Origin of the sequence: Bradyrhizobium icense, assembly GCF_001693385.1 — a bacterium.
Classification (GTDB): domain Bacteria; phylum Pseudomonadota; class Alphaproteobacteria; order Rhizobiales; family Xanthobacteraceae; genus Bradyrhizobium; species Bradyrhizobium icense.
In genome coordinates, this window is record NZ_CP016428.1 from 1,449,729 (window position 1) to 1,467,770 (window position 18,042).

Consider the following 18,042-nt stretch of genomic DNA (forward strand, 5'->3'; position numbering starts at 1 on the left):
GCAATCGTCATTCCGGGATGGTCCGAAGGACCAGACCCGGAATCTCGAGATTCTCAGGTGCGCAATTGTGCACCATAGTTCGATGCTTCGCATCGCCCCGGAATGACAGAGAGTAGATTGCCTTCGCTCCTCGCAATTTGGAGAAGAACTAGAAATGGCCTTTCTTGAACCGGTAACCCTTCGCGGCGAGCACGCGCGGCTGGAGCCGTTGTCGCATGATCACATCGATGGCCTGGTGGAAGCCGTGAAGGACGGCGAGCTGTGGAAGCTCTGGTACACCTTCATTCCGACCGCCGAAAACATGAAACAGGAGATCGACCGCAGGCTCGGCCTGTTCGCGGCTGGCACGATGCTGCCGTTCACGGTCTGTGATGCCGACGGCAAGATAGCCGGCATGACGACCTATATGAACGTCGACGCAGCCAACCGCCGTGTCGAGATCGGCTCGACCTGGTACGCCAAGCGCGTGCAGCGCAGCGCGCTCAATACGCAGTGCAAATTGCTGCTGCTGACGCATGCGTTCGAGAAGTTGAATTGCATTGCAGTGGAGTTCCGCACGCATTTCTTCAATCACCAGAGCCGGCGCGGCATCGAGCGCCTCGGCGCCAAGCTGGACGGCATCCTGCGCAGCCATCAGATCGCGCCGAACGGTACGTTGCGCGACACCGTGGTTTACAGCATCATTGCCGCGGAATGGCCGACGGTGAAGGCCCACCTCAATTATCAACTCAACGAAAAGACGCGGTAACCAGGCCGCGCCAGAAAAGAAACGATGGAAACGTTCGATTATGTGATTATCGGCGCGGGCTCCGCGGGAAGCGTGCTCGCCAACCGGCTCAGTGAAGATCCTTCCAGCCGCGTCTGCGTGCTCGAAGCGGGTGGCAAGGACTGGCATCCCTACATCCATCTGCCCGCCGGCTTCATCAAGACGTTCCACATGAAGAGCGTCAACTGGGCCTATCAGCAGGAGCCGGGTCCCTGGACCGGCGGCCGCAGCATCTACGCGCCGCGCGGCAAGACGCTGGGCGGCTCGTCGTCGATCAACGGCCATATCTACAACCGCGGCCAGCGCCAGGATTTCGACACCTGGGCGCAGCTCGGCAACCGCGGCTGGGGCTATCCGGACGTGCTGCCCTATTTCAAGCGGCTGGAATGCCGCGTCGGCGATTGCGACGAGACTTATCGCGGCCGCGACGGCAGTCTCACCGTCACCACCATGGATTGGCAGGATCCGCTGTGCGAGGCCTTCATGGAGGGCGCTGTCAGCCTCGGCATCCCCAAAAATCCCGATTACAACGGCGCGATCCAGGAGGGCGTGTCGTACTGCCAGCGCACCATTCAGAACGGTCTGCGCATGAGCGCCGCGAAGGCATTCCTGCATCCGGCGCGGAAGCGGGGCAATGTCGATGTGCGCACGCATGCGCATGTCACCAACATCATTTTCGAGGGCAAGCGCGCGGTCGGCGTGCGCTATCTCAGAGGCGGCAAGAGTGGCGGCCCCGTCGAGGTGCGCGCCAACAAGGAAGTCATTCTTTCCGGCGGCGCCTACAACTCGCCGCAGGTGCTGCAATTGTCCGGCGTCGGTTCACCGGAATTGTTGCAATCGCACGGCATCGAAGTCCGCCACGCGCTGCCGGGCGTCGGCGAAGGCCTGCAGGATCACTACGCGCCGCGCTCGGTCGCGCGCGTCAAGAACATCAAGACCATCAATGAACTCCGGCGCGGCCTCAGCCTCTGGGTCGAGGCGCTGAAATGGGCGACCACGCGGCGCGGTCTGCTCTCGCTGTCGCCGACCATGGTCTATTGCTTCTGGCACTCCGGCGAGACCACCGAAAGCTCCGATCTGCAACTCACCTTTACGCCGGCGAGCTACAAGGAAGGCGTGCAGGGACAGCTCGAGGACGAGCCCGGCATGACGGTTGCCTCATGGCAGCAGCGCCCGGAGAGTCGCGGCTATGTCCGCATCCGCTCCGCCGATCCGTTCGCGCCGCCGATCATCCAGACCAACTATCTGGTGGAAGAGATCGATCGCCGCGTCGTCGTCGCCGGCATGAAACTGGCGCGCCGGCTGCTCGCGTCCAAGCCGCTCGCGCCATACTACGCCTATGAGGATTTTCCGGGACCGAAGGTGCAGAGCGACGACGAATTTTTGGCGGCTGCCACCGAGCGCGGCACCACCACGTTCCATCCCGGCTGCACCTGTCGGATGGGACCGGCGGATGCGAAATGGGCCGTGGTCGACGATCAGTTGCGCGTCCATGGCCTGCAGGGCCTGCGCGTCGTCGATGCCTCGATCATGCCGCGCATGATCTCGGCCAATCTCAACGCCTCGACGCTCATGATCGCCGACAAGGCCTCCGACATGATCCGCGGCAAGACGGCGCTGGAGGCGGTGAGGTTCCCGGTGTCGGCTTAGCATTGGTACGAGGAACATGGCGTTCGCGATCAAGGCCGAGATTTCCGATCTGCGGCCGAAGACGTTCGCGTTCGCCGCGCAAAAGACCATGTATGGCGGTAAGCATGTCGCCGAAGGTGACACGGTTTTCGTGTTCGCGAGCGAGAACGAGGGCGGGCATGGCCTTATCGCGCGCGGCGTTGTTATGTCGGCCGAAGCGATCGCCAGGAAGCGCGGCATCATCAGGCAAACACCGCGTGTGAGCGTCACCATCAGACGCACCGCGCTCGCGAAGCGATCGCTGGGGCGGAGCGAGCTCAAGCATTTCACTGACTGGAATGACGGCCAGCCCGGGACCGAGCTCAATTTCAAGTTCTACCGCCAGGCAACGAACAAGATCGCCGGCATCTCGGACGAAGCGGCGGCGTTCCTCGACGAATTCTTCTAGGGGCGTGGATTCATAAAGGCGTAGATGTCCGCTTCTGACTGACTGAGAAGCGGAAATCTTACGATCAGTTAGAGTATCACCGCTCGTGGGCCAACTCGGTCATCGAGGGCAGCAAATGTCAGGGATGGCGACACGGAGGCTCGGCTGGCTTGTCGCCCTCCTGGGCGCAACCTGCCGGACTGCCATAGTTCGTTCGCGCTACGTCCAGTAAAAAGTATGAGTCGGAAGGCGCACGGATGCGTTTCGGCTTTTTCTAACCAGCGATGGCTTGAGGTTCAAACGAGCGGCTAATCGGGGAGGGCTGGACCCGGGAGACAAGACGAGATTGGTGACGAGCCGACGCTCGCGTCAAGGCATTTAGGGCTAGCGCCAGACCAAAGTTTCAACGCCGCGAATCGCCCTTCGCAATAAGTTCCGGCGGCTCCATGCGATGGTCATGGGCCATCGCTTTCGCCGCGGCAAATTGCGCGTAGAACGCGCGCTTGGGGAGGATACAGTGAATTATTGAATGTGACCCAGGGCGGATCACAAGGACATGACGATTGGCATGAGCCGTTCCGCGACGCGCGCGAGCAGCGGCTCGACCAGATGCTGACGCAGCCGTTCCGAGGAGACGACCGCAGCTACCCACTTCGGGCTTGGAAGCCTGGCGCATGATCCTGTCTGCTCTCATGGGGCGCATTTGCAACAAGGAGGACATCGCCATGACGCCCACGCGTTTCGTTTCAACTGCCAGCGTGCTGGCGGCAATCTGGCTCGTGACCGGAGCCGCGACAGTGTGCGCCCAGGACAGTGCGCTGCCGGCCGGCTTCAAGACCCAGCCGCTGCTGAAGACAGGTCAAACCCGAGACAAGCAGCCGATTGTTTATCCGAAGACAGACAAGCCAGAAATGATCTCCGTTATTGGGACCATCGAGCCCGGTGGCCGCACGCCACTGCATGAGCACCCGGTACCGACCTACGTCTATATCCTCGAGGGCGAGGTGGAGTTGCAGAGTCACGGCGGACAACCGTATCAATATAAAACCGGCGAAGCCTACATCGAGGCTCTCAATCACCAACACCAGCTTTTCAATAAGGGCAATGTTCCGGCCAAGGTCCTGGTGGTCTTCGTCGGCGAGGAGGGCCAACCCACAACCATCGCGGCGAAATAGCCGCCGGTCCCAGCGCCAGTCGGCACGCTCGCTATCAAAAAAAGCCCGCGCCGCCGCGCTGATCAGGGGTCAACGTCGTGGCCGCGGATTGACATTTCTCTCTACGGGAGATTGCGTGGCGCGCACAGCTTGGCTTTACGGACCTCGTCATGAAGCTTATTGCGCATCGTGGATGGTCCGCGGGTCGGGGCGAAAACTCGCTCGCCGCGTTCGTACGTGCCGCCCGTGACGGCAGAATATCCGGTGTCGAATTCGACGTCTGCCGTGCAGCGGATTCCGACACATTGGTGGTGTCACACGACCCGCCGCGTCATGTCGAGAATGCGCTTACCCTCGATGCGGCACTGTCGCTTCTTTCGCCGACTGACCTTGAACTGTTCGTGGAGGTGAAGGAGACGGGACTTGTCTCTGGAGTCATCGAGAGGCTGGTTGCCAGCAACGTGGCCCGTCGCTCGGTCGTATTTGGCTTTGCCGCCGTCGCAAGATCCTTTCCGTGGAAGGGTGCGCGACCGGTGCGCCTGGGCATCATCGTCATGTACCCGTGGAACCTGAATCGTGCGGTGCGCAGGTATGCGCCGGATGTCCTCCTGCTCGGCTGGGACGCACGCGCTTGGACGCGAATAGCTTTTCGCGCCTGGTGGTCCGTTGTCTCGCTTGAGCAGCTTGCGCGACGCCACCACGTGCCGGTTGTGGTAGGAATCGTGCAACGCATGGACGACCTTCATTGGCTCTCGCGGCAGCGCCTCTACGGGGCGGTTGTCGACGTCGACCGCACCATCGGCCGCAGCGCCAGGCCTGATTAGGCCGCGCAAACCCGTTCGTGGCCCGTGAAGTATGACAGATCGGCCTAATCTCGCGTGGGGGACCGGCTGTTTCGGTGATGTCGCCTCTTCGCCCCTTCGAGACATGCCGACCGGCCCCGAAAACATCTACCAGTCGGGCAAGAGCGGAAGTGATTGGCCTTCGATTCGAATGTCGCTAACGACCCTCAACGGACTTTCGCTCGCATCTGCTGTGTTCAGGAAAGGTTCTGGAGTTGCCAATCTCTCCCATGCGCGGCCGGGTGCTGGCTTGATTTGATCCCTATTGGCCTAGTTTGAAATTTCGGGTGGCCTAGTATGGGTGATTGCCAGAATGGAGTAACCTAAGCTTGGGGGCGACGGTTAACTTACGGCGGAGCCACTTGTCATGACGCCTCTCAATAGAAACATACTGATCGCTGTCGTGGTGGTTATTCTTGCTGGAGTGCTCATTTATATTTACGGCGGATCCGATACGACTACGACAACATCAACACCTCCAGCCGCGACTACGACAACGCCCTCGCCGCCTGCAACGCCGCCCGCACCAACACAGAAGTAGCCGTCGAAGCGACGAATCAAAGAGCGAAGGGTACGATTTGCTAGTCGAAAGAGGCCCGCCTCAGTTGGCGGCCTCTTTCATTTCGAATGTCACCTGTTGACCCCAGTGGACATGCCGATCCGTCCGATTGGTGTGTGCTTCCCGGGGTAGACTGGACATGGCGAAATAAACCGCCACTTCCGCTCAACTGACAACACCCTGAAATTTTTGAACCAAGCCGGCTCCGCTGGCGTTCGAAAATTACTAGCGCGCAACAAATCGCGCACCTCGTGAACATAAAACATTTGACGCGTCGAATTTTCTCTGCGCTTAGGTCATGACATTCGTCGCGGGTGAAATTGCCTGCACTCTTGAGGACCGCAATGCGTAACGCGCGCACACACATCGCAGAGACTGCCGTCCGCGTCCGGCCGCTTATTCGGCTGGCCGATTGGTCGTGCATGTCCGTGATGACGTGGGGTCCGAACTTTCAGCTCGAAGCGGGGCTGATCCGCAAAGCAAGAGTGTAACTCTCGGCGCAGGGCCGCTCCCTCCGCCGAACCGGCAGGAGGGCAAGATGAACGCCCGCAACGACGTCAAGAGACCATCCGATCAGAGCTTGCTGGCAGCGGCTCAACGGCGATTTGCCGCGCGGGTTGATTTTCTCGTGGCTCGCTGGCTCGAGCGCTGCGCTACAAACGCCGAGGCCGCACAACGGTTGTTGAGGACCGATCGGAAGCCCACACGTGAGTTCGGGATGGGCGTGAGCCTTGTCGTTTCATCTCCACGTTGGGATGAGTCCCCATGACGGGGGCAGGCGGCGGGTGGGGATAGCATCAAGGTAACGTGTCTGATCTGCCGCACCTGTAGACGTATTCCGACACTCATGTTCACGGCGGGTCTGAGGGGAACGCGCAGCAGTTTGCTGCCTTGTTTCTTCTAACCTGGAGGAAAAGTACCGTGATGAAAATTGTGATTGTTGTCGATGCAACGCTTGCCGTGGTGACTGCCGCTGGTGCTGCCGACATTCCGCGCCGACAGCCCGTCTATCAGACGGCCCAAATCGGCAAGATGCCGATTGGCAAGACCCCAATCGGGAAGACGCCAATCGGCAAGACGCCTGTCGCACCGCCCCGGCCCTATGCGCGGTATTGACTTAAGGTCTCGCTGATCTGACCTTTATCGTCGACAGTTGAAGGGCGAAGCGTGGCAAATCGGCCGAAGAGGTTGGAAATATGATTGCTTGCGGGATTCACACTCGCTGTCTTGCTCCAGTGCAAAATCCAATCAGCTTCTGCACGCGAGATTGACACTCGCGCCCGCACGGAACGTTTCATTTCCAAGAATCGGGAGGTCCACAAGCGCGCCGCCGCTGCGAACGCGCTTGTCTCCAGTGAGGCGGCGCCCATTGAATCGAAACCGGCGCCACAGTCGACTCGAAAGCCGGGATCGCGAGCAAAGGGCCCGTACTACGTTGATTTCAGAGCCAGGACGGCGGCGAGCTGGGGACACGCTTTCGTCTGGTTTGGGAAGATAAGCGAGCGAGCAGTTGAAGTCGCGGGCCTTACCCCTGCGGAAGACACCGCAGCTTATGTCCTTGGTCATTTGATGTGGGTGCCGTCCGAGACCACGGCAAGCTATGGCGATCTTGATCCGCAGTACTTGACCGCCAGCTACCGAGTTTACCTGAACGAGCCGGACGCAAAAAGGGTCTTCGCATACATCAAGAAATTACAGGCGAGTTCACCGGTCTGGAACGCCGAAACAACCAATTGCACTGCGTTTATCGGTAGCATCGCGGAATTCATGGGATTAAAAGCTCCTCACCGCTGGCAGCGCCCCGAGGACTACGTCAACAATCTCAAGACGATGAATAGCGGGCGCCGAATAATCCGCCTCTCGTCAGCACAATAGATCGCGTTCCTCCTTGGCCGCCCTAGCGAGACCGGCGCCCGATCCCGGCGTTAGACAGCCTCAGCCCGGTACAACGTGTCGATCGTCACCACGCCGATCGCGCGCGAGACACAGGGGCAGATCTTGCGGTTGTCCTGCTTCTGCTGATCGCTGAAGAACACGTCGCGATGGTCGATCTCGCCCTCGATCGCCACGACATCCACGGCGCAAACGCCGCACTCGCCGCGCTGGCAGTCCGATATCACCTCAAAACCGGCGCCGTTCAGCGCGTCGAGCATCGAACTGTTCTGCGGCACGACGAGTTCGGTGCCCGTATCCTTCAGCCGCACGCGGAATTCCGCGGTCGGCTTCAGCCCGCTGGAGCCGAAGGTCTCATAGCGCAGATCGGCTGGCGCGCGTCCCGCTTCGTTCCAGGCGCGCCGCGCCGCCTCCAGCATCCGCATCGGCCCGCTGATGACGGCAATCGAGTCGTTCGGTTGTGCGCGGAAGGCGGCATCGAGGTCGAGCCGCGCGCCTTCATCGGAGGCGTACACGTTCAGCCGGTCGCCGAGCAGCGCCGTCAACTCGTCGAGGAAAGCTGCGTCGCTGCGTGATTTCACGGCATAATGCAGGATCGCATCGATATTCTTGCGGCGGAGCGCGGCCGCAATGCCTGTGATCGGCGTAATGCCGATGCCGCCCGCGATCAGGCAATAATTTCGCCGCGTCCAATCGATCTCCACCAGCGATGTCGGATTTGAAGTTTCGATCCGCGCGCCAACTCTCAAGTTCCACATGCCGCGCGAGCCGCCGCGGCTGTCCGGCGCCAGCCGCACTGCGATGCGATAAGTGCCGGGGTCGCCGTTCTCCACCAGCGAATAGGAGCGCCGCGCGGGCTGTCCGTCGATCAGCACGGTGACGCCGATATGGCTGCCGGGCGGGTAGGGCGCGATGTGGCCGCTTTCAGGATGCAGGCGGAATTCGCGGATCGTCGGCGTCACGTCGCGAATGGACTCAACGGTGCACCAGCTCCATTGCTCGGCAAAACGCATGGGCGATCCTATTCGGCTGACGATTTGAGCAAAGCGAGCGCAGGCATCAGTTCGAGATGCGTGCGGTTTCGGATCGCGAGCCGCAGGTTGCGCGCGGCAAGCCGCGAATGCTCGCGCATCACGGCCTCGGCCCGCGCGCCCTCGCGGTTCTCGATCGCATCGACCACGACGCGGTGATGATCCTGTCCGATCAGCAAAATCTGATGTGCCTCCGGCAGCGCCGACTGCGCCATCACGAACGCGCTTGGCGAAGCGAACGGCAGCGCCGAGACGCGGTCGATTTCACGGATCAGCGGCGCGCTTGCGGACAATTCGTTCAGCAGCGCGTGAAACCGCGCGTTCATCGTCACATAGGCGGAAAAGGCTTCGACCGAAATCGGGTCCTGCCGAACCAGTTGGTCGAGATCGGCAAGGCATTCCTTGAGCGGCTCGAGGCTGCGCGCGCTGACGCCGCGCTCGGCCGCAAAGCGCGCGGCGAGGCCCTCCAGCGTGCCGCGCAGTTCGATCGAATCCAGAATGTCGCGTTCGGTGAACGCTTTCACCATGAAGCCGCCGGAGGGGATCGCCTGCAGCAGGCCTTCGTCCTCGAGCCGCACCAGCGCCAGCCGCACCGGCGTCCGCGATACGCCCGTGATGTCGACCGCCTGCAGTTCGGAAATTCGCTCGCCCGGGCGCAGCCGCCCGGACAGGATCATGTCGCGCAGCGCGAGCTGCGCGCGCACGGTCTGCGACACGGAGCGTTCGGCGTCGCGTTCGCTCATGCTGTCACTCCGCGGCCTGCATGGTTTGCGGTGCGCTCTCGCGCGCCACCATGCGGTCGATCACGCGCCGCGCCCACATCGCTCCCGCATCGATGTTGAGGTTGTAGAAGGTGCGGTCCGGATTCTCGTTCATCGCGCGCTGCTGCGCTTCGAGGATGAGTTCGTCCTCGCGAAAAATGTTGGAGACGCCTTCGCGGATTTCGGTAGTCAGTCGCTGCTCGGTCGTCCGGTAATTGCGGACGAAGGCCCAGAAGTAGTGACAGGTGGTCTCAGTCTCCGGCGTCATGGTGTTGAGCACGAAGCCGTTGACGCCCTGCGAGCGGTCGCCTTCCGGCGCGCCGGTGCCGGCAGGCGCCACGCCGACGTCGATATTGACGGTGCCGGGCGCCTGAAAATGGATGATCTGCCAGCGATCGACCGCACCCGGCTTCTGCAGTTGCGCGGCCCAGAACGGCGGCGCGTCGATGCCCTTCATCCAGCGCGTCACCATAACCGTCTTGTCGCCATGGGTGACATCGAACGGCGCTTCGGCGACGTGATCATTGCCGATGCTGGAGCCATGCACGAAGGTCTCGTGGGTGAGGTCCATCAGGTTGTCGACCACGAGGCGGTAGTCGCATTTCACATGAATGGTCTTGCCGTCGCCCGCCCAGGCGGGATCGTCGTTCCAGTGCATGTCGGGCACCAGCGCGGGATCGGCCAGCGCCGGATCGCCCATCCATAGCCAGATGAAGCGGTGACGCTCGACCACAGGATAGGAGCGCACGCAGGCGGACGGATTGATGGTGTCCTGCGAGGGCATGTAGGTGCAGCGGCCCTGCGCGTTGAATTTCAGCCCGTGATACCCGCAGACGACCGTGTCGCCGTCGAGCCGTCCCTTCGAGAGCGGCACCAGGCGGTGCCAGCAGGCGTCCTCCAGCGCGCAGACCCGCCCGTTGGACTGGCGGTACATCACGACATGCTTGCCGCAGATCGTGCGCGGAAGCAGCGCGTGCTTGATGTCGACGTCCCAGGCGGCGGCGTACCAGGCATTGAGCGGGAATGAGGACGGCATGGCGGCACTCCTTGATGAGTGCAGGATGTATACTGAAGTTTCAGCAAAAGGGCAAATGAACGAATTTAAGGTGTTTTGATACCTGTAAAGTATACATAACTTTTGTGACCTGTATCATTTCATCCATCCCGGTTAGGAGCCACTCTTGAAGGCGGGTGAAGCTCGCCCACGGACATGCTGCAGGCGTCCTTGCAGCGTCGTCGGAGCGAATAACTCGCGCCTCACGCTGGTAGTGGCCAGCGAAAGCCGCAGCGCCAATCCAGTTCCGAGCAGCGCCCGGCATGCCCGCAGGGAGATCGCATTCGAATTCGCAACAGTCACGGCAAAGGAGGCACGATGTCATCTCAAGTATCGGCCCTCAGGCTTTTCGACCTGATGCAGTCGCACCGTGTGACGGCAGTGATCTATGTGGCGGTCAAACTCGGGATTGCCGAGCTGTTGCGCGATGGACCGCAGACGCCTCATGAACTCGCAAAGGCAACGGGCGCGGACGAGCGGGCGCTGGGACGTCTGCTCATCGCGCTCTCCACCATCGGCATATGCGAAAGGATGGCCGGCGGTTGCTATCGGCTGACGGACGTGGGTGTCCATCTCGACAGTGCGGCGGAGCAGTCGTTCAAGAGCTGGGCCATCCTCGAAGCAGAAATGCTTGCCAAGTCCTGGGCCGGGATGCTCGATTCCATCATGAGCGGCAATACGGCCGCCGAATTGCTGGGCTTCAGCAGCAGTTTCGATCTGATGGCGCGCGTGCCCGAGAACGTCAGCACATTCAACGCCGCCATGGCGGAGCTGACGCACCTCGTAACGCCGGATATCCTTCGGGCCTATGATTTCCGTGCGCTGTCGAGCCTTCTGGATGTGGGAGGGGGCTCCGGCGAACTGCTCGGCGCCGTCGCCAGGCAAAATCAGCAGCTTCGCGGCGCGGTTTTCGATCTTCCAAGATGTGCGGAGACTGCGACCGAGCATCTCCGGTCGATCGGCGTCGGCGATCGTGTGGAATTTGTCGCCGGCGATTTCTTTGAGAGCGTACCGGCGATCGCGGATGCGATCATCCTGAAAAGCGTGATTCACGATTGGGACGATGCGCGCAGCGCTACAATCCTTCGAAATTGTCGCGAGGCGCTCTCGAGCAGCGGCAGGCTGCTGCTGGTCGAACGGCTGATGCCGGAAACGCCAACCGCCAGCGACGAGGACAAGGCGCATGCGTTGAGTGATCTGAACATGCTTCGCGGGCCCGGCGGTTGCGAGCGCACCAAGGGGCAGTACTGCGAATTGCTCAATCAAAGCGGCTTCGATCTCGCCGCGATCTATCCTGCCGGCCGCTTCAACGTGATCGAAGCGTATCCGGCTTGATCGCTGCCGGGTGATGGAACGTCTCCGTCACCCGGCGTCGGGCGCCAGCCTCAGCCGTAGACGAATGCCTTGTCCTTCAGGTCGATCGCAGGGAATTCGTCCTTTTCCGCCCAGTAATCCTGGTTGTGCTGCCATTCCGGCTTATCGCCGCGCTTGGGCAGCAGATGCATGCCGCGCATCATGTAGCCGGGATTGAAGTTTTCGGGATCGATCCAGGGCAACAGCGGCATGTTGTGGTCTTCGGGACGAAGCTGCGGCGTGACCTTTTTCGCGCCCGTCTCTTTCATGTACGTGAGCAGCCGGCAGACGAAGTCGGCGACGAGGTCGACGCGCAGCGTCCAGCTCGCGCGGAAATAGCCGAACACCCAGACGAGGTTGGGTACGCCGGTGAACATCATGCCGCGATAGGTCACGGTATCGGCGAAGTCGAGCGGCTTGCCGTCGAGGGCAAACTCGATATCGCCGGTGGCGCAGAGGTTGAAGCCGGTTGCTGTCACGATGATGTCGGCTTCGAGCTCCTTGCCGGATTTCAGCAAAATGCCCTTTTCGGTGAAGCTCTCGATCTCGTCGGTGACGACGGAGGCCTTGCCGGACTTGATGCCCTGGAACAGGTCTCCATCAGGGATGAAGGCGATGCGCTGGCGCCACGGCCGATACCTCGGCGTGAAGTGGGTTGCGATGTCGTAATCCTTGCCGAGATAGGCTTCGACCGCCGACAACAAATCCTTCTTGGCCGCTTCCGGCTCATTGAACGTCTTGCGGGTAAAAGCGTCCTGGTCGAACAGGATTTTCCGTCGTGTGATTTCGTGAATCCAGGTCTCGTCGACTTGTAGTTTCCGCAGCTCCTCGGCGATCTCGATCGCGTTGCGTCCGGTGCGGAAATAGGTCGGCGAGCGCTGCAGCATGGTGACATGCGCGCAATCGGGCGCCAGCGCCGGGATCAGCGTCGCTGCGGTCGCACCCGAGCCGATCACGATCACGCGCTTGTTCTTGTAGTCGAGATCCTCGGGCCATTTTTGCGGATGGACGATTCTGCCCTTGAACTTGGCCATGTCCTTCCACTCGGGCGTATAGCCCTCGGTGTGGCGGTAATAGCCCTGGCACATCCAGAAGAAATTGGCGGTGAAGCGAAGTTTCTCGCCGGTATCGGTGCGCGTGGCCTCGATGGTCCAGAGATTTTCCGCGCTCGACCATTTGGCCGAGGTGATGGTGTGGCGGTAGCGGATGTGAGGAGCGAGATCGTTCTCCTCGATCACCTCGCCCATATATTTCAGTATCTCTGCGGCGCTCGCGATCGGTGCGGTGGTCCACGGCTTGAAGCGGTAGCCGAAGGTGTGGAGATCGCTGTCGGAGCGGATGCCGGGATAGCGATGGGTAGTCCAGGTGCCGCCGAACGTCTTCTGCGCCTCCAGCGCGACGAACGTCGTTCCCGGACATTGCGTGGTGAGATGATAGGCCGCGCCGACGCCGGAAATGCCGGCGCCCGCGATTAGCACGTCGAAATGTTCGGTCGTGCGAGGCGAAGTTGCGTCGATCTGTGTTTGAACGTTCATCTTCCCTGCTTCTTTTTTCGTTTGTCGTGTTTCTGAAACGCAAAACGCCAGAACCTCAGGTTCTGGCGTCGCGGTGGTCGGCGAACTACACTTCGCGGCGGCTGAGGAACGCCAGCCGCTCGAACAGGTGCACGTCCTGCTCGTTCTTTAAGAGCGCGCCGTGCAGCGGCGGGATCAGCTTGCGCGGATCGCGCTCCCGCAGCATTTCCGGGGTGATGTCCTCGTTCAGGAGCAGCTTGAGCCAGTCGAGCAACTCCGAGGTCGAGGGCTTCTTCTTCAGGCCCGGCACTTCGCGCACCTCGAAGAAGATACGCAGGGCTTCCTCCACCAGGCGCTTCTTGATGCCGGGGAAATGCACGTCGACGATCCGGCCCATGGTGTCGGCGTCGGGGAACTTGATGTAGTGGAAGAAGCAGCGGCGCAGGAACGCGTCCGGTAGTTCCTTCTCGTTGTTGGAGGTGATCATCACGATCGGGCGCAGGCTCGCCTTGATGTTCTCGCCGGTCTCGTAGACGAAGAACTCCATGCGATCGAGTTCGAGCAAGAGATCGTTCGGAAACTCGATGTCGGCCTTGTCGATCTCGTCGATCAAAAGTACCGGGCGCTTGTCGTGGGTGAACGCTTCCCACAATTTGCCGCGCTTGATGTAGTTGGAGATGTCGGAAACCCTGGGGTCGCCGAGCTGGCTGTCGCGCAGGCGCGACACCGCGTCGTATTCGTAGAGGCCCTGCTGCGCCTTGGTGGTCGACTTGATGTGCCAGGTCAGAAGCGGCGCGCCGAGCGCCTTGGCGACTTCCTCTGCCAGCACGGTCTTGCCGGTGCCGGGCTCGCCTTTGATCAGCAGCGGGCGCTCGAGCACGATCGAGGCGTTGACGGCGACCTTGAGGTCGTCGGTGGCGACATAGTCCTTGGTGCCGGTAAATTTCATCTATCCGTTTGCCTTGTTGTTCGTTCGTGACGCTATGGCCTGAACAGTAAACGACCGCCGGTCCGGCGGTCGCGATTGAAGTCGATGCGGCTTCTCAGCGTTTGATCAGCGACAGGATCACCAGAATGATCACCGCGCCGATCGTGGCGTTGACGATGTCGCGGATCCAGCCTGCGCCGAGGCTGACGCCGAGTTGCGGTAGTATCCAACTCGCCAGCAGCGCACCGATGATGCCGACTACGATATTGCCGATCAGCCCGAAGCCTGCACCGCGCACGATCAGTCCGGCAAGCCAGCCCGCGATACCGCCGATAATCAGCGCCGCAATGATTCCCATTGAATTTCCCCTGCCGGAATAAGCCCTTTATGGCTCAATTGTAATTGAAAAAGCCTCCCGGTCTAGGCCTGACAGCTATGCGCTGGCCTTTGACATGCTCTGGCCCTTGACGTGTGCCGCCCGGCGGGCAATCTGTATCCCATGTTCCTGCAATTCTTCACATCGTTGCGCGACGCGCAGGTCCCGGTGACGCTGCGCGAATATCTGACGCTGATGGAGGCGCTCGACGCCGACCTTGCCGATCAGACGGTGGAGAATTTCTACTATCTCTCCCGCGCCGCGCTGGTGAAGGACGAGCGCAATCTCGACAAGTTCGACCGCGTCTTCGGCACCGTGTTCAAGGGGCTGGAAAGCTTGCTCGACGCCATGGACAAGGCCGAGATTCCTGAGGAGTGGCTGAAGAAGCTCGCGGAAAAATACCTCACCGAGGAAGAGAAGAAGCAGATCGAAGCCATGGGCTGGGACAAGCTCATGGAGACGCTTCGCAAGCGGCTTGAAGAGCAGAAGGGCCGCCACCAGGGTGGCAGCAAGTGGATCGGCACGGCAGGAACGTCGCCGTTCGGCGCCCACGGCTACAATCCGGAAGGCATCAGGATCGGGCAGGAGAAGAACCGCAACAACCGTGCCGTCAAGGTGTGGGACAAGCGCGAGTTCAAGGACCTCGACGGCAATGTCGAGCTCGGCATCCGCAACATCAAGATCGCGCTGCGCCGCTTGCGCAAATTCGCCCGCACCGGCGCGCCCGACGAACTCGATTTGGACACCACGATCCGGGAGACCGCCAACCACGGCTATCTCGACGTGCACATGCGCCCCGAGCGGCGCAACGCGGTGAAGGTTTTGGTGTTCTTCGACATCGGCGGCTCGATGGATTCCCACATCGAGCAGGTCGAGGAATTGTTCTCGGCCGCGAAGTCCGAATTCAAGCACATGGAATATTTTTACTTCCACAACTGCCTCTACGAAGGCGTCTGGAAGCAGAACAAGCGCCGCTTCACCGACCGCACGCCGACCTGGGACGTGCTGCACAAGTATCCGCACGACTACAAGGTGGTGTTCGTCGGCGACGCCTCGATGTCGCCTTACGAGATCATGGTCCCCGGCGGCTCGGTCGAGCACGTCAACGAGGAAGCCGGCGCAGTCTGGCTGGAGCGCATCACGCGCACCTATCCGCACACGGTGTGGCTCAATCCGGTGGCGCAGAAACACTGGGACTATTCGGAATCCACCACCATCATCCGCCGGCTGCTTTCGGATCGCATGTACCCGATCACGATCGAGGGTCTCGAAGGCGCGATGAAGGAACTGGTGCGGTAGTTCTGCCTCGTCATTCTGGGGCGCGCGCAGCGCGAACCCGGAATCTAGAGGTTATTTCAATCGATCGAGATTCCGGGTTCGATGCTGCGCATCGCCCCGGAATGACGGCAAGAACAACGAAAGGCGCAGATCAATGCCCCAGACCATCCACCGCGGCATCAAATCCCTGCTCGACGAAGCCAACGCGGCAATAGAAACCGTCAGCGCCGCCGACGCGATCAAGGCCGCGCAGGATCCGAACGTCGTGATCGTCGATATCCGCGATCCCCGCGAGATCGAGCGCGAGGGCAAGATCCTCGGCGCCTTCTCCTGCACCCGCGGCATGCTGGAATTCTGGATCGATCCGCAAAGCCCCTATGCCAAGCCGATTTTCCAGGAAGACAAGAAGTTCATCTTCCACTGCGCCGGCGGACTTCGTTCGGCGCTCGCGGCCAAGACCGCCCAGGACATGGGCCTGAAGCCGGTCGCCCATATGGGCGGCGGCTTCGCCGCCTGGCGCGACGCCGGCGGCCCGGTCGAGAAGTGGGAGCCGAAGAAGAAGGCTTAAGTTTTTCCCGCGTCATTCCGGGGCGCGAAGCGAACCCGGAATCTCGAGATTCCGGGTCTGGTCCTTCGGACCATCCCGGAATGACAGCAAGGATTTTTGCATTATGCCCACCACCACCGATCCGCTCGTCTCCACCGACTGGCTCGCCGCGCACCTGAACGATCCCAACCTCAAAATCGTCGACGCCTCGTTCAAGATGCCGGGCGTGCTGCCGCTGCCGAAGGACGACTATCTCGCTTCGCACATTCCGGGCGCAGTGTTCTTCGATGTCGACGCGGTATCAGACCATTCCAACCCGCTGCCGCACATGTTTCCGTCCGCCGAGCAATTCGGGCGCGACGTCGGTGCGCTCGGGATCGGCAATGACGAGACGGTCGTGGTCTACGATTCCGGCGGCTGGGTCGCCGCACCGCGGGTGTGGTGGATGTTCCTGTCGTTCGGCAAGGAAGTGCGCGTGCTCGATGGCGGCCTGAAGAAGTGGGTCGCGGAAGGCCGCAAGGTCGAGAGCGGGCAGGTGACGCCGAAGCCATCGACGTTCAAGGCGACGTTCGATGCGCGGCGCACGCGCAGCATGCCGCAATTGATCGCCAACCTCGCAAGCCGCGCCGAGCAGGTAATCGATGCGCGCGCCAATGAACGCTATCAGGGCAAGGTCGCCGAGCCGCGGCCGGGACTTCGCTCCGGGCACATCCCGGGTAGCCTCAGCCTGCCCTACAACAATCTGTTCGACGCCGCGACCGGCACGATGAGGCCGCTCGATGAGTTGCGCGCCGCGTTCGCCGGCGCCGGCGCGAAACTCGATGCGCCCATCGTCACGAGCTGCGGATCCGGCGTCAGCGCCGCCGTGCTGACGCTGGCGCTCTATCGCCTCGGCGTCGAGAACCCGGCGCTGTATGACGGCTCGTGGACGGAGTGGGGCGCAGCCGATGGCCCGCCGGTCGCAACCGGCCCGGCTTGATCCTCAAATTTTGGATGCTACCTCGTCGCGTGCGTCACCGGGAACGGTAAGAACGGATTGGGTTGCTGCTGCTGCAGGGTCAATGCCGCCTCGCGTGCCAGACGCGCGCGCCGCGCCGCCGCAATTCGTCGCTTTTCCCGGGCCCGCTGTGCGGCCAGCTTCTTGATTGCGCTCCGGTCCGGCTTCGCTTCCGTGGTCGTGGCCGATGTCTTTTCATCGATGAGGACGGCGGGACCGCCGAGCGTCGCAATCCTTGTCGCGGCCGGGCTTTCCTCAGGTGAAGCTGCTTCCGTCGCCGGCCCGGCCGGGGGCGGGGGCGCCACGGCGGAAGATCCGGGCGATTCCGCAATGGCGGCGGGCTTCACCTCCGTACTGGTAACGGGCGCTTCGGCAGCGGCCGCTGGTGCCGAAGCGGGTGGCGCCTCGGCGCTTGCATCCCGCGCTGCAGGTTCCGGCTTGGCGGTTTCCCCTGCCGCTTCCTTGGCGACTTCGGCTTGCGGCAGCTCGGCCGGCCTTAGCGCTGCCAGTTTCTCCGGCTCGGCCGGAATGGCGTCCAGAGCCGGCGTGGACGACGCCGGAATGTCCGAGGCAGCTTCCGGAACGGCGGCCAGGACATTGTCGGCCAGCTTCTCCGCGACCGGCGAATCGATGCGCAGCAACGCCAAGGTCGGCGGCTGGTCATCGTATTGGCGGGCGAACATCGGCTCGGGCGCCGCCCGTCGCGAGGGAAGATTGGCAAATTCCTCATGCGCTGCCCGCAACAGGGCGGCAGCGCCAAGACCAAAAATCAGGACCGACATCGACAGCACGATGGCGGTGAACAAAAAGCGAAAGCCGGGAAGCATGGACGCGAGTTCCGCCCTCCTTGATCGCTGGAGGGTTATCGATTGCCAAGGGAACGCGGTGACCACTGTGCGGCCGGAATGCGCCGGGGGCGGGCGCGGGCGAATC

The 18,042-nt window shown here is 61.7% G+C and carries 18 protein-coding genes; 11 read left to right on the forward strand and 7 right to left on the reverse strand.

The features are described from left to right. Window positions 1–154: 154 nt before the first annotated feature. The 7 genes from LMTR13_RS06855 (at window position 155) to LMTR13_RS06885 (ending at window position 7,252) form a co-directional block, all read left to right on the forward strand. Window positions 155–748 (forward strand): GNAT family N-acetyltransferase, encoded by a 594-nt coding sequence (locus LMTR13_RS06855; protein WP_065727226.1) that lies wholly within the window; start codon window positions 155–157, stop codon window positions 746–748. Between the two features lie 24 nt (window positions 749–772). Continuing rightward, window positions 773–2,416, forward strand: coding sequence for a GMC family oxidoreductase (locus LMTR13_RS06860; protein ID WP_065727227.1), 1,644 nt, complete (start codon window positions 773–775; stop codon window positions 2,414–2,416). Between the two features lie 16 nt (window positions 2,417–2,432). After that, window positions 2,433–2,843, forward strand: coding sequence for a hypothetical protein (locus tag LMTR13_RS06865; protein ID WP_065727228.1), 411 nt, complete (start codon window positions 2,433–2,435; stop codon window positions 2,841–2,843). A 653-nt stretch (window positions 2,844–3,496) separates the two neighbouring features. After that, entirely contained in the window at window positions 3,497–3,997 is a 501-nt protein-coding gene (locus tag LMTR13_RS06870; protein WP_156795462.1) for a cupin domain-containing protein, read from the forward strand. Window positions 3,998–4,146: 149 nt separating this feature from the next. Further along, window positions 4,147–4,800: a glycerophosphodiester phosphodiesterase gene (locus tag LMTR13_RS06875; RefSeq protein ID WP_065727230.1), complete on the forward strand. Its 654-nt coding sequence runs from the start codon at window positions 4,147–4,149 to the stop codon at window positions 4,798–4,800. Window positions 4,801–6,301: 1,501 nt separating this feature from the next. Beyond that, entirely contained in the window at window positions 6,302–6,493 is a 192-nt protein-coding gene (locus tag LMTR13_RS06880) for a hypothetical protein (protein WP_065727231.1), read from the forward strand. Window positions 6,494–6,577: 84 nt separating this feature from the next. Further along, window positions 6,578–7,252 carry a hypothetical protein gene (locus tag LMTR13_RS06885; protein ID WP_065727232.1) on the forward strand — a complete coding sequence of 225 codons (675 nt, stop codon included), beginning with the start codon at window positions 6,578–6,580 and terminating at the stop codon, window positions 7,250–7,252. A 50-nt stretch (window positions 7,253–7,302) separates the two neighbouring features. On the opposite strand, the gene LMTR13_RS06890 is transcribed toward LMTR13_RS06885, so the two are convergent. From LMTR13_RS06890 to LMTR13_RS06900, 3 genes are read right to left on the reverse strand one after another with little or no spacing between them, the layout of a single operon-like run. After that, on the reverse strand, window positions 7,303–8,283 hold the full coding sequence (locus tag LMTR13_RS06890) for a PDR/VanB family oxidoreductase (protein WP_065727233.1): 981 nt from the start codon (window positions 8,281–8,283) through the stop codon (window positions 7,303–7,305). Between the two features lie 8 nt (window positions 8,284–8,291). Then, complete coding sequence (locus LMTR13_RS06895; RefSeq protein ID WP_065727234.1) at window positions 8,292–9,044, reverse strand: GntR family transcriptional regulator; 753 nt, start codon at window positions 9,042–9,044, stop codon at window positions 8,292–8,294. Between the two features lie 4 nt (window positions 9,045–9,048). Next, entirely contained in the window at window positions 9,049–10,098 is a 1,050-nt protein-coding gene (locus LMTR13_RS06900) for an aromatic ring-hydroxylating dioxygenase subunit alpha (protein WP_065727235.1), read from the reverse strand. Window positions 10,099–10,434: 336 nt separating this feature from the next. On the opposite strand from LMTR13_RS06900, the gene LMTR13_RS06905 reads away from it, so the two are divergent. After that, the gene (locus LMTR13_RS06905; RefSeq protein ID WP_065727236.1) at window positions 10,435–11,451 is read left to right on the forward strand and encodes a methyltransferase; all 1,017 of its coding nucleotides are present in this window, start codon (window positions 10,435–10,437) and stop codon (window positions 11,449–11,451) included. Window positions 11,452–11,501: 50 nt separating this feature from the next. Here the strand turns inward: LMTR13_RS06905 and LMTR13_RS06910 are convergent, their stop codons facing one another. From LMTR13_RS06910 to LMTR13_RS06920, 3 genes are all read right to left on the reverse strand, one after another. Beyond that, complete coding sequence (locus LMTR13_RS06910) at window positions 11,502–13,004, reverse strand: flavin-containing monooxygenase (protein ID WP_065727237.1); 1,503 nt, start codon at window positions 13,002–13,004, stop codon at window positions 11,502–11,504. 85 nt (window positions 13,005–13,089) lie between these two features. After that, window positions 13,090–13,932 carry an AAA family ATPase gene (locus LMTR13_RS06915; RefSeq protein WP_057836460.1) on the reverse strand — a complete coding sequence of 281 codons (843 nt, stop codon included), beginning with the start codon at window positions 13,930–13,932 and terminating at the stop codon, window positions 13,090–13,092. A gap of 94 nt (window positions 13,933–14,026) precedes the next feature. Further along, the gene (locus tag LMTR13_RS06920; RefSeq protein WP_065727238.1) at window positions 14,027–14,269 is read right to left on the reverse strand and encodes a GlsB/YeaQ/YmgE family stress response membrane protein; all 243 of its coding nucleotides are present in this window, start codon (window positions 14,267–14,269) and stop codon (window positions 14,027–14,029) included. Window positions 14,270–14,410: 141 nt separating this feature from the next. Between LMTR13_RS06920 and LMTR13_RS06925 the strand changes: the two genes are divergently transcribed. From LMTR13_RS06925 to sseA, 3 genes are all read left to right on the forward strand, one after another. Beyond that, window positions 14,411–15,586 (forward strand): vWA domain-containing protein, encoded by a 1,176-nt coding sequence (locus LMTR13_RS06925; RefSeq protein WP_065727239.1) that lies wholly within the window; start codon window positions 14,411–14,413, stop codon window positions 15,584–15,586. 133 nt (window positions 15,587–15,719) lie between these two features. Beyond that, a complete protein-coding gene (locus LMTR13_RS06930; RefSeq protein WP_065727240.1) occupies window positions 15,720–16,133 on the forward strand; it encodes a rhodanese-like domain-containing protein in 414 nt (137 codons plus the stop codon). A 103-nt stretch (window positions 16,134–16,236) separates the two neighbouring features. Beyond that, window positions 16,237–17,091, forward strand: coding sequence for a 3-mercaptopyruvate sulfurtransferase (gene sseA, locus LMTR13_RS06935; protein WP_065727241.1), 855 nt, complete (start codon window positions 16,237–16,239; stop codon window positions 17,089–17,091). 17 nt (window positions 17,092–17,108) lie between these two features. Here sseA and LMTR13_RS06940 read toward each other — a convergent pair whose 3' ends face one another. Continuing rightward, the gene (locus LMTR13_RS06940) at window positions 17,109–17,936 is read right to left on the reverse strand and encodes a hypothetical protein (protein WP_065727242.1); all 828 of its coding nucleotides are present in this window, start codon (window positions 17,934–17,936) and stop codon (window positions 17,109–17,111) included. Between the last annotated feature and the right edge of the window lie 106 nt (window positions 17,937–18,042).

Coding starts and splice junctions, on each gene's coding strand:
- LMTR13_RS06855 (WP_065727226.1), top strand. CDS start 155: ATGGCCTTTCTTGAACCGGTAACCCTTCGCGGCGAGCACGCGCGGCTG.
- LMTR13_RS06860 (WP_065727227.1), top strand. CDS start 773: ATGGAAACGTTCGATTATGTGATTATCGGCGCGGGCTCCGCGGGAAGC.
- LMTR13_RS06865 (WP_065727228.1), top strand. CDS start 2,433: ATGGCGTTCGCGATCAAGGCCGAGATTTCCGATCTGCGGCCGAAGACG.
- LMTR13_RS06870 (WP_156795462.1), top strand. CDS start 3,497: ATGATCCTGTCTGCTCTCATGGGGCGCATTTGCAACAAGGAGGACATC.
- LMTR13_RS06875 (WP_065727230.1), top strand. CDS start 4,147: ATGAAGCTTATTGCGCATCGTGGATGGTCCGCGGGTCGGGGCGAAAAC.
- LMTR13_RS06880 (WP_065727231.1), top strand. CDS start 6,302: ATGAAAATTGTGATTGTTGTCGATGCAACGCTTGCCGTGGTGACTGCC.
- LMTR13_RS06890 (WP_065727233.1), bottom strand. CDS start 8,283: ATGCGTTTTGCCGAGCAATGGAGCTGGTGCACCGTTGAGTCCATTCGC.
- LMTR13_RS06895 (WP_065727234.1), bottom strand. CDS start 9,044: ATGAGCGAACGCGACGCCGAACGCTCCGTGTCGCAGACCGTGCGCGCG.
- LMTR13_RS06900 (WP_065727235.1), bottom strand. CDS start 10,098: ATGCCGTCCTCATTCCCGCTCAATGCCTGGTACGCCGCCGCCTGGGAC.
- LMTR13_RS06905 (WP_065727236.1), top strand. CDS start 10,435: ATGTCATCTCAAGTATCGGCCCTCAGGCTTTTCGACCTGATGCAGTCG.
- LMTR13_RS06910 (WP_065727237.1), bottom strand. CDS start 13,004: ATGAACGTTCAAACACAGATCGACGCAACTTCGCCTCGCACGACCGAA.
- LMTR13_RS06915 (WP_057836460.1), bottom strand. CDS start 13,932: ATGAAATTTACCGGCACCAAGGACTATGTCGCCACCGACGACCTCAAG.
- LMTR13_RS06920 (WP_065727238.1), bottom strand. CDS start 14,269: ATGGGAATCATTGCGGCGCTGATTATCGGCGGTATCGCGGGCTGGCTT.
- LMTR13_RS06925 (WP_065727239.1), top strand. CDS start 14,411: ATGTTCCTGCAATTCTTCACATCGTTGCGCGACGCGCAGGTCCCGGTG.
- LMTR13_RS06930 (WP_065727240.1), top strand. CDS start 15,720: ATGCCCCAGACCATCCACCGCGGCATCAAATCCCTGCTCGACGAAGCC.
- sseA (WP_065727241.1), top strand. CDS start 16,237: ATGCCCACCACCACCGATCCGCTCGTCTCCACCGACTGGCTCGCCGCG.
- LMTR13_RS06940 (WP_065727242.1), bottom strand. CDS start 17,936: ATGCTTCCCGGCTTTCGCTTTTTGTTCACCGCCATCGTGCTGTCGATG.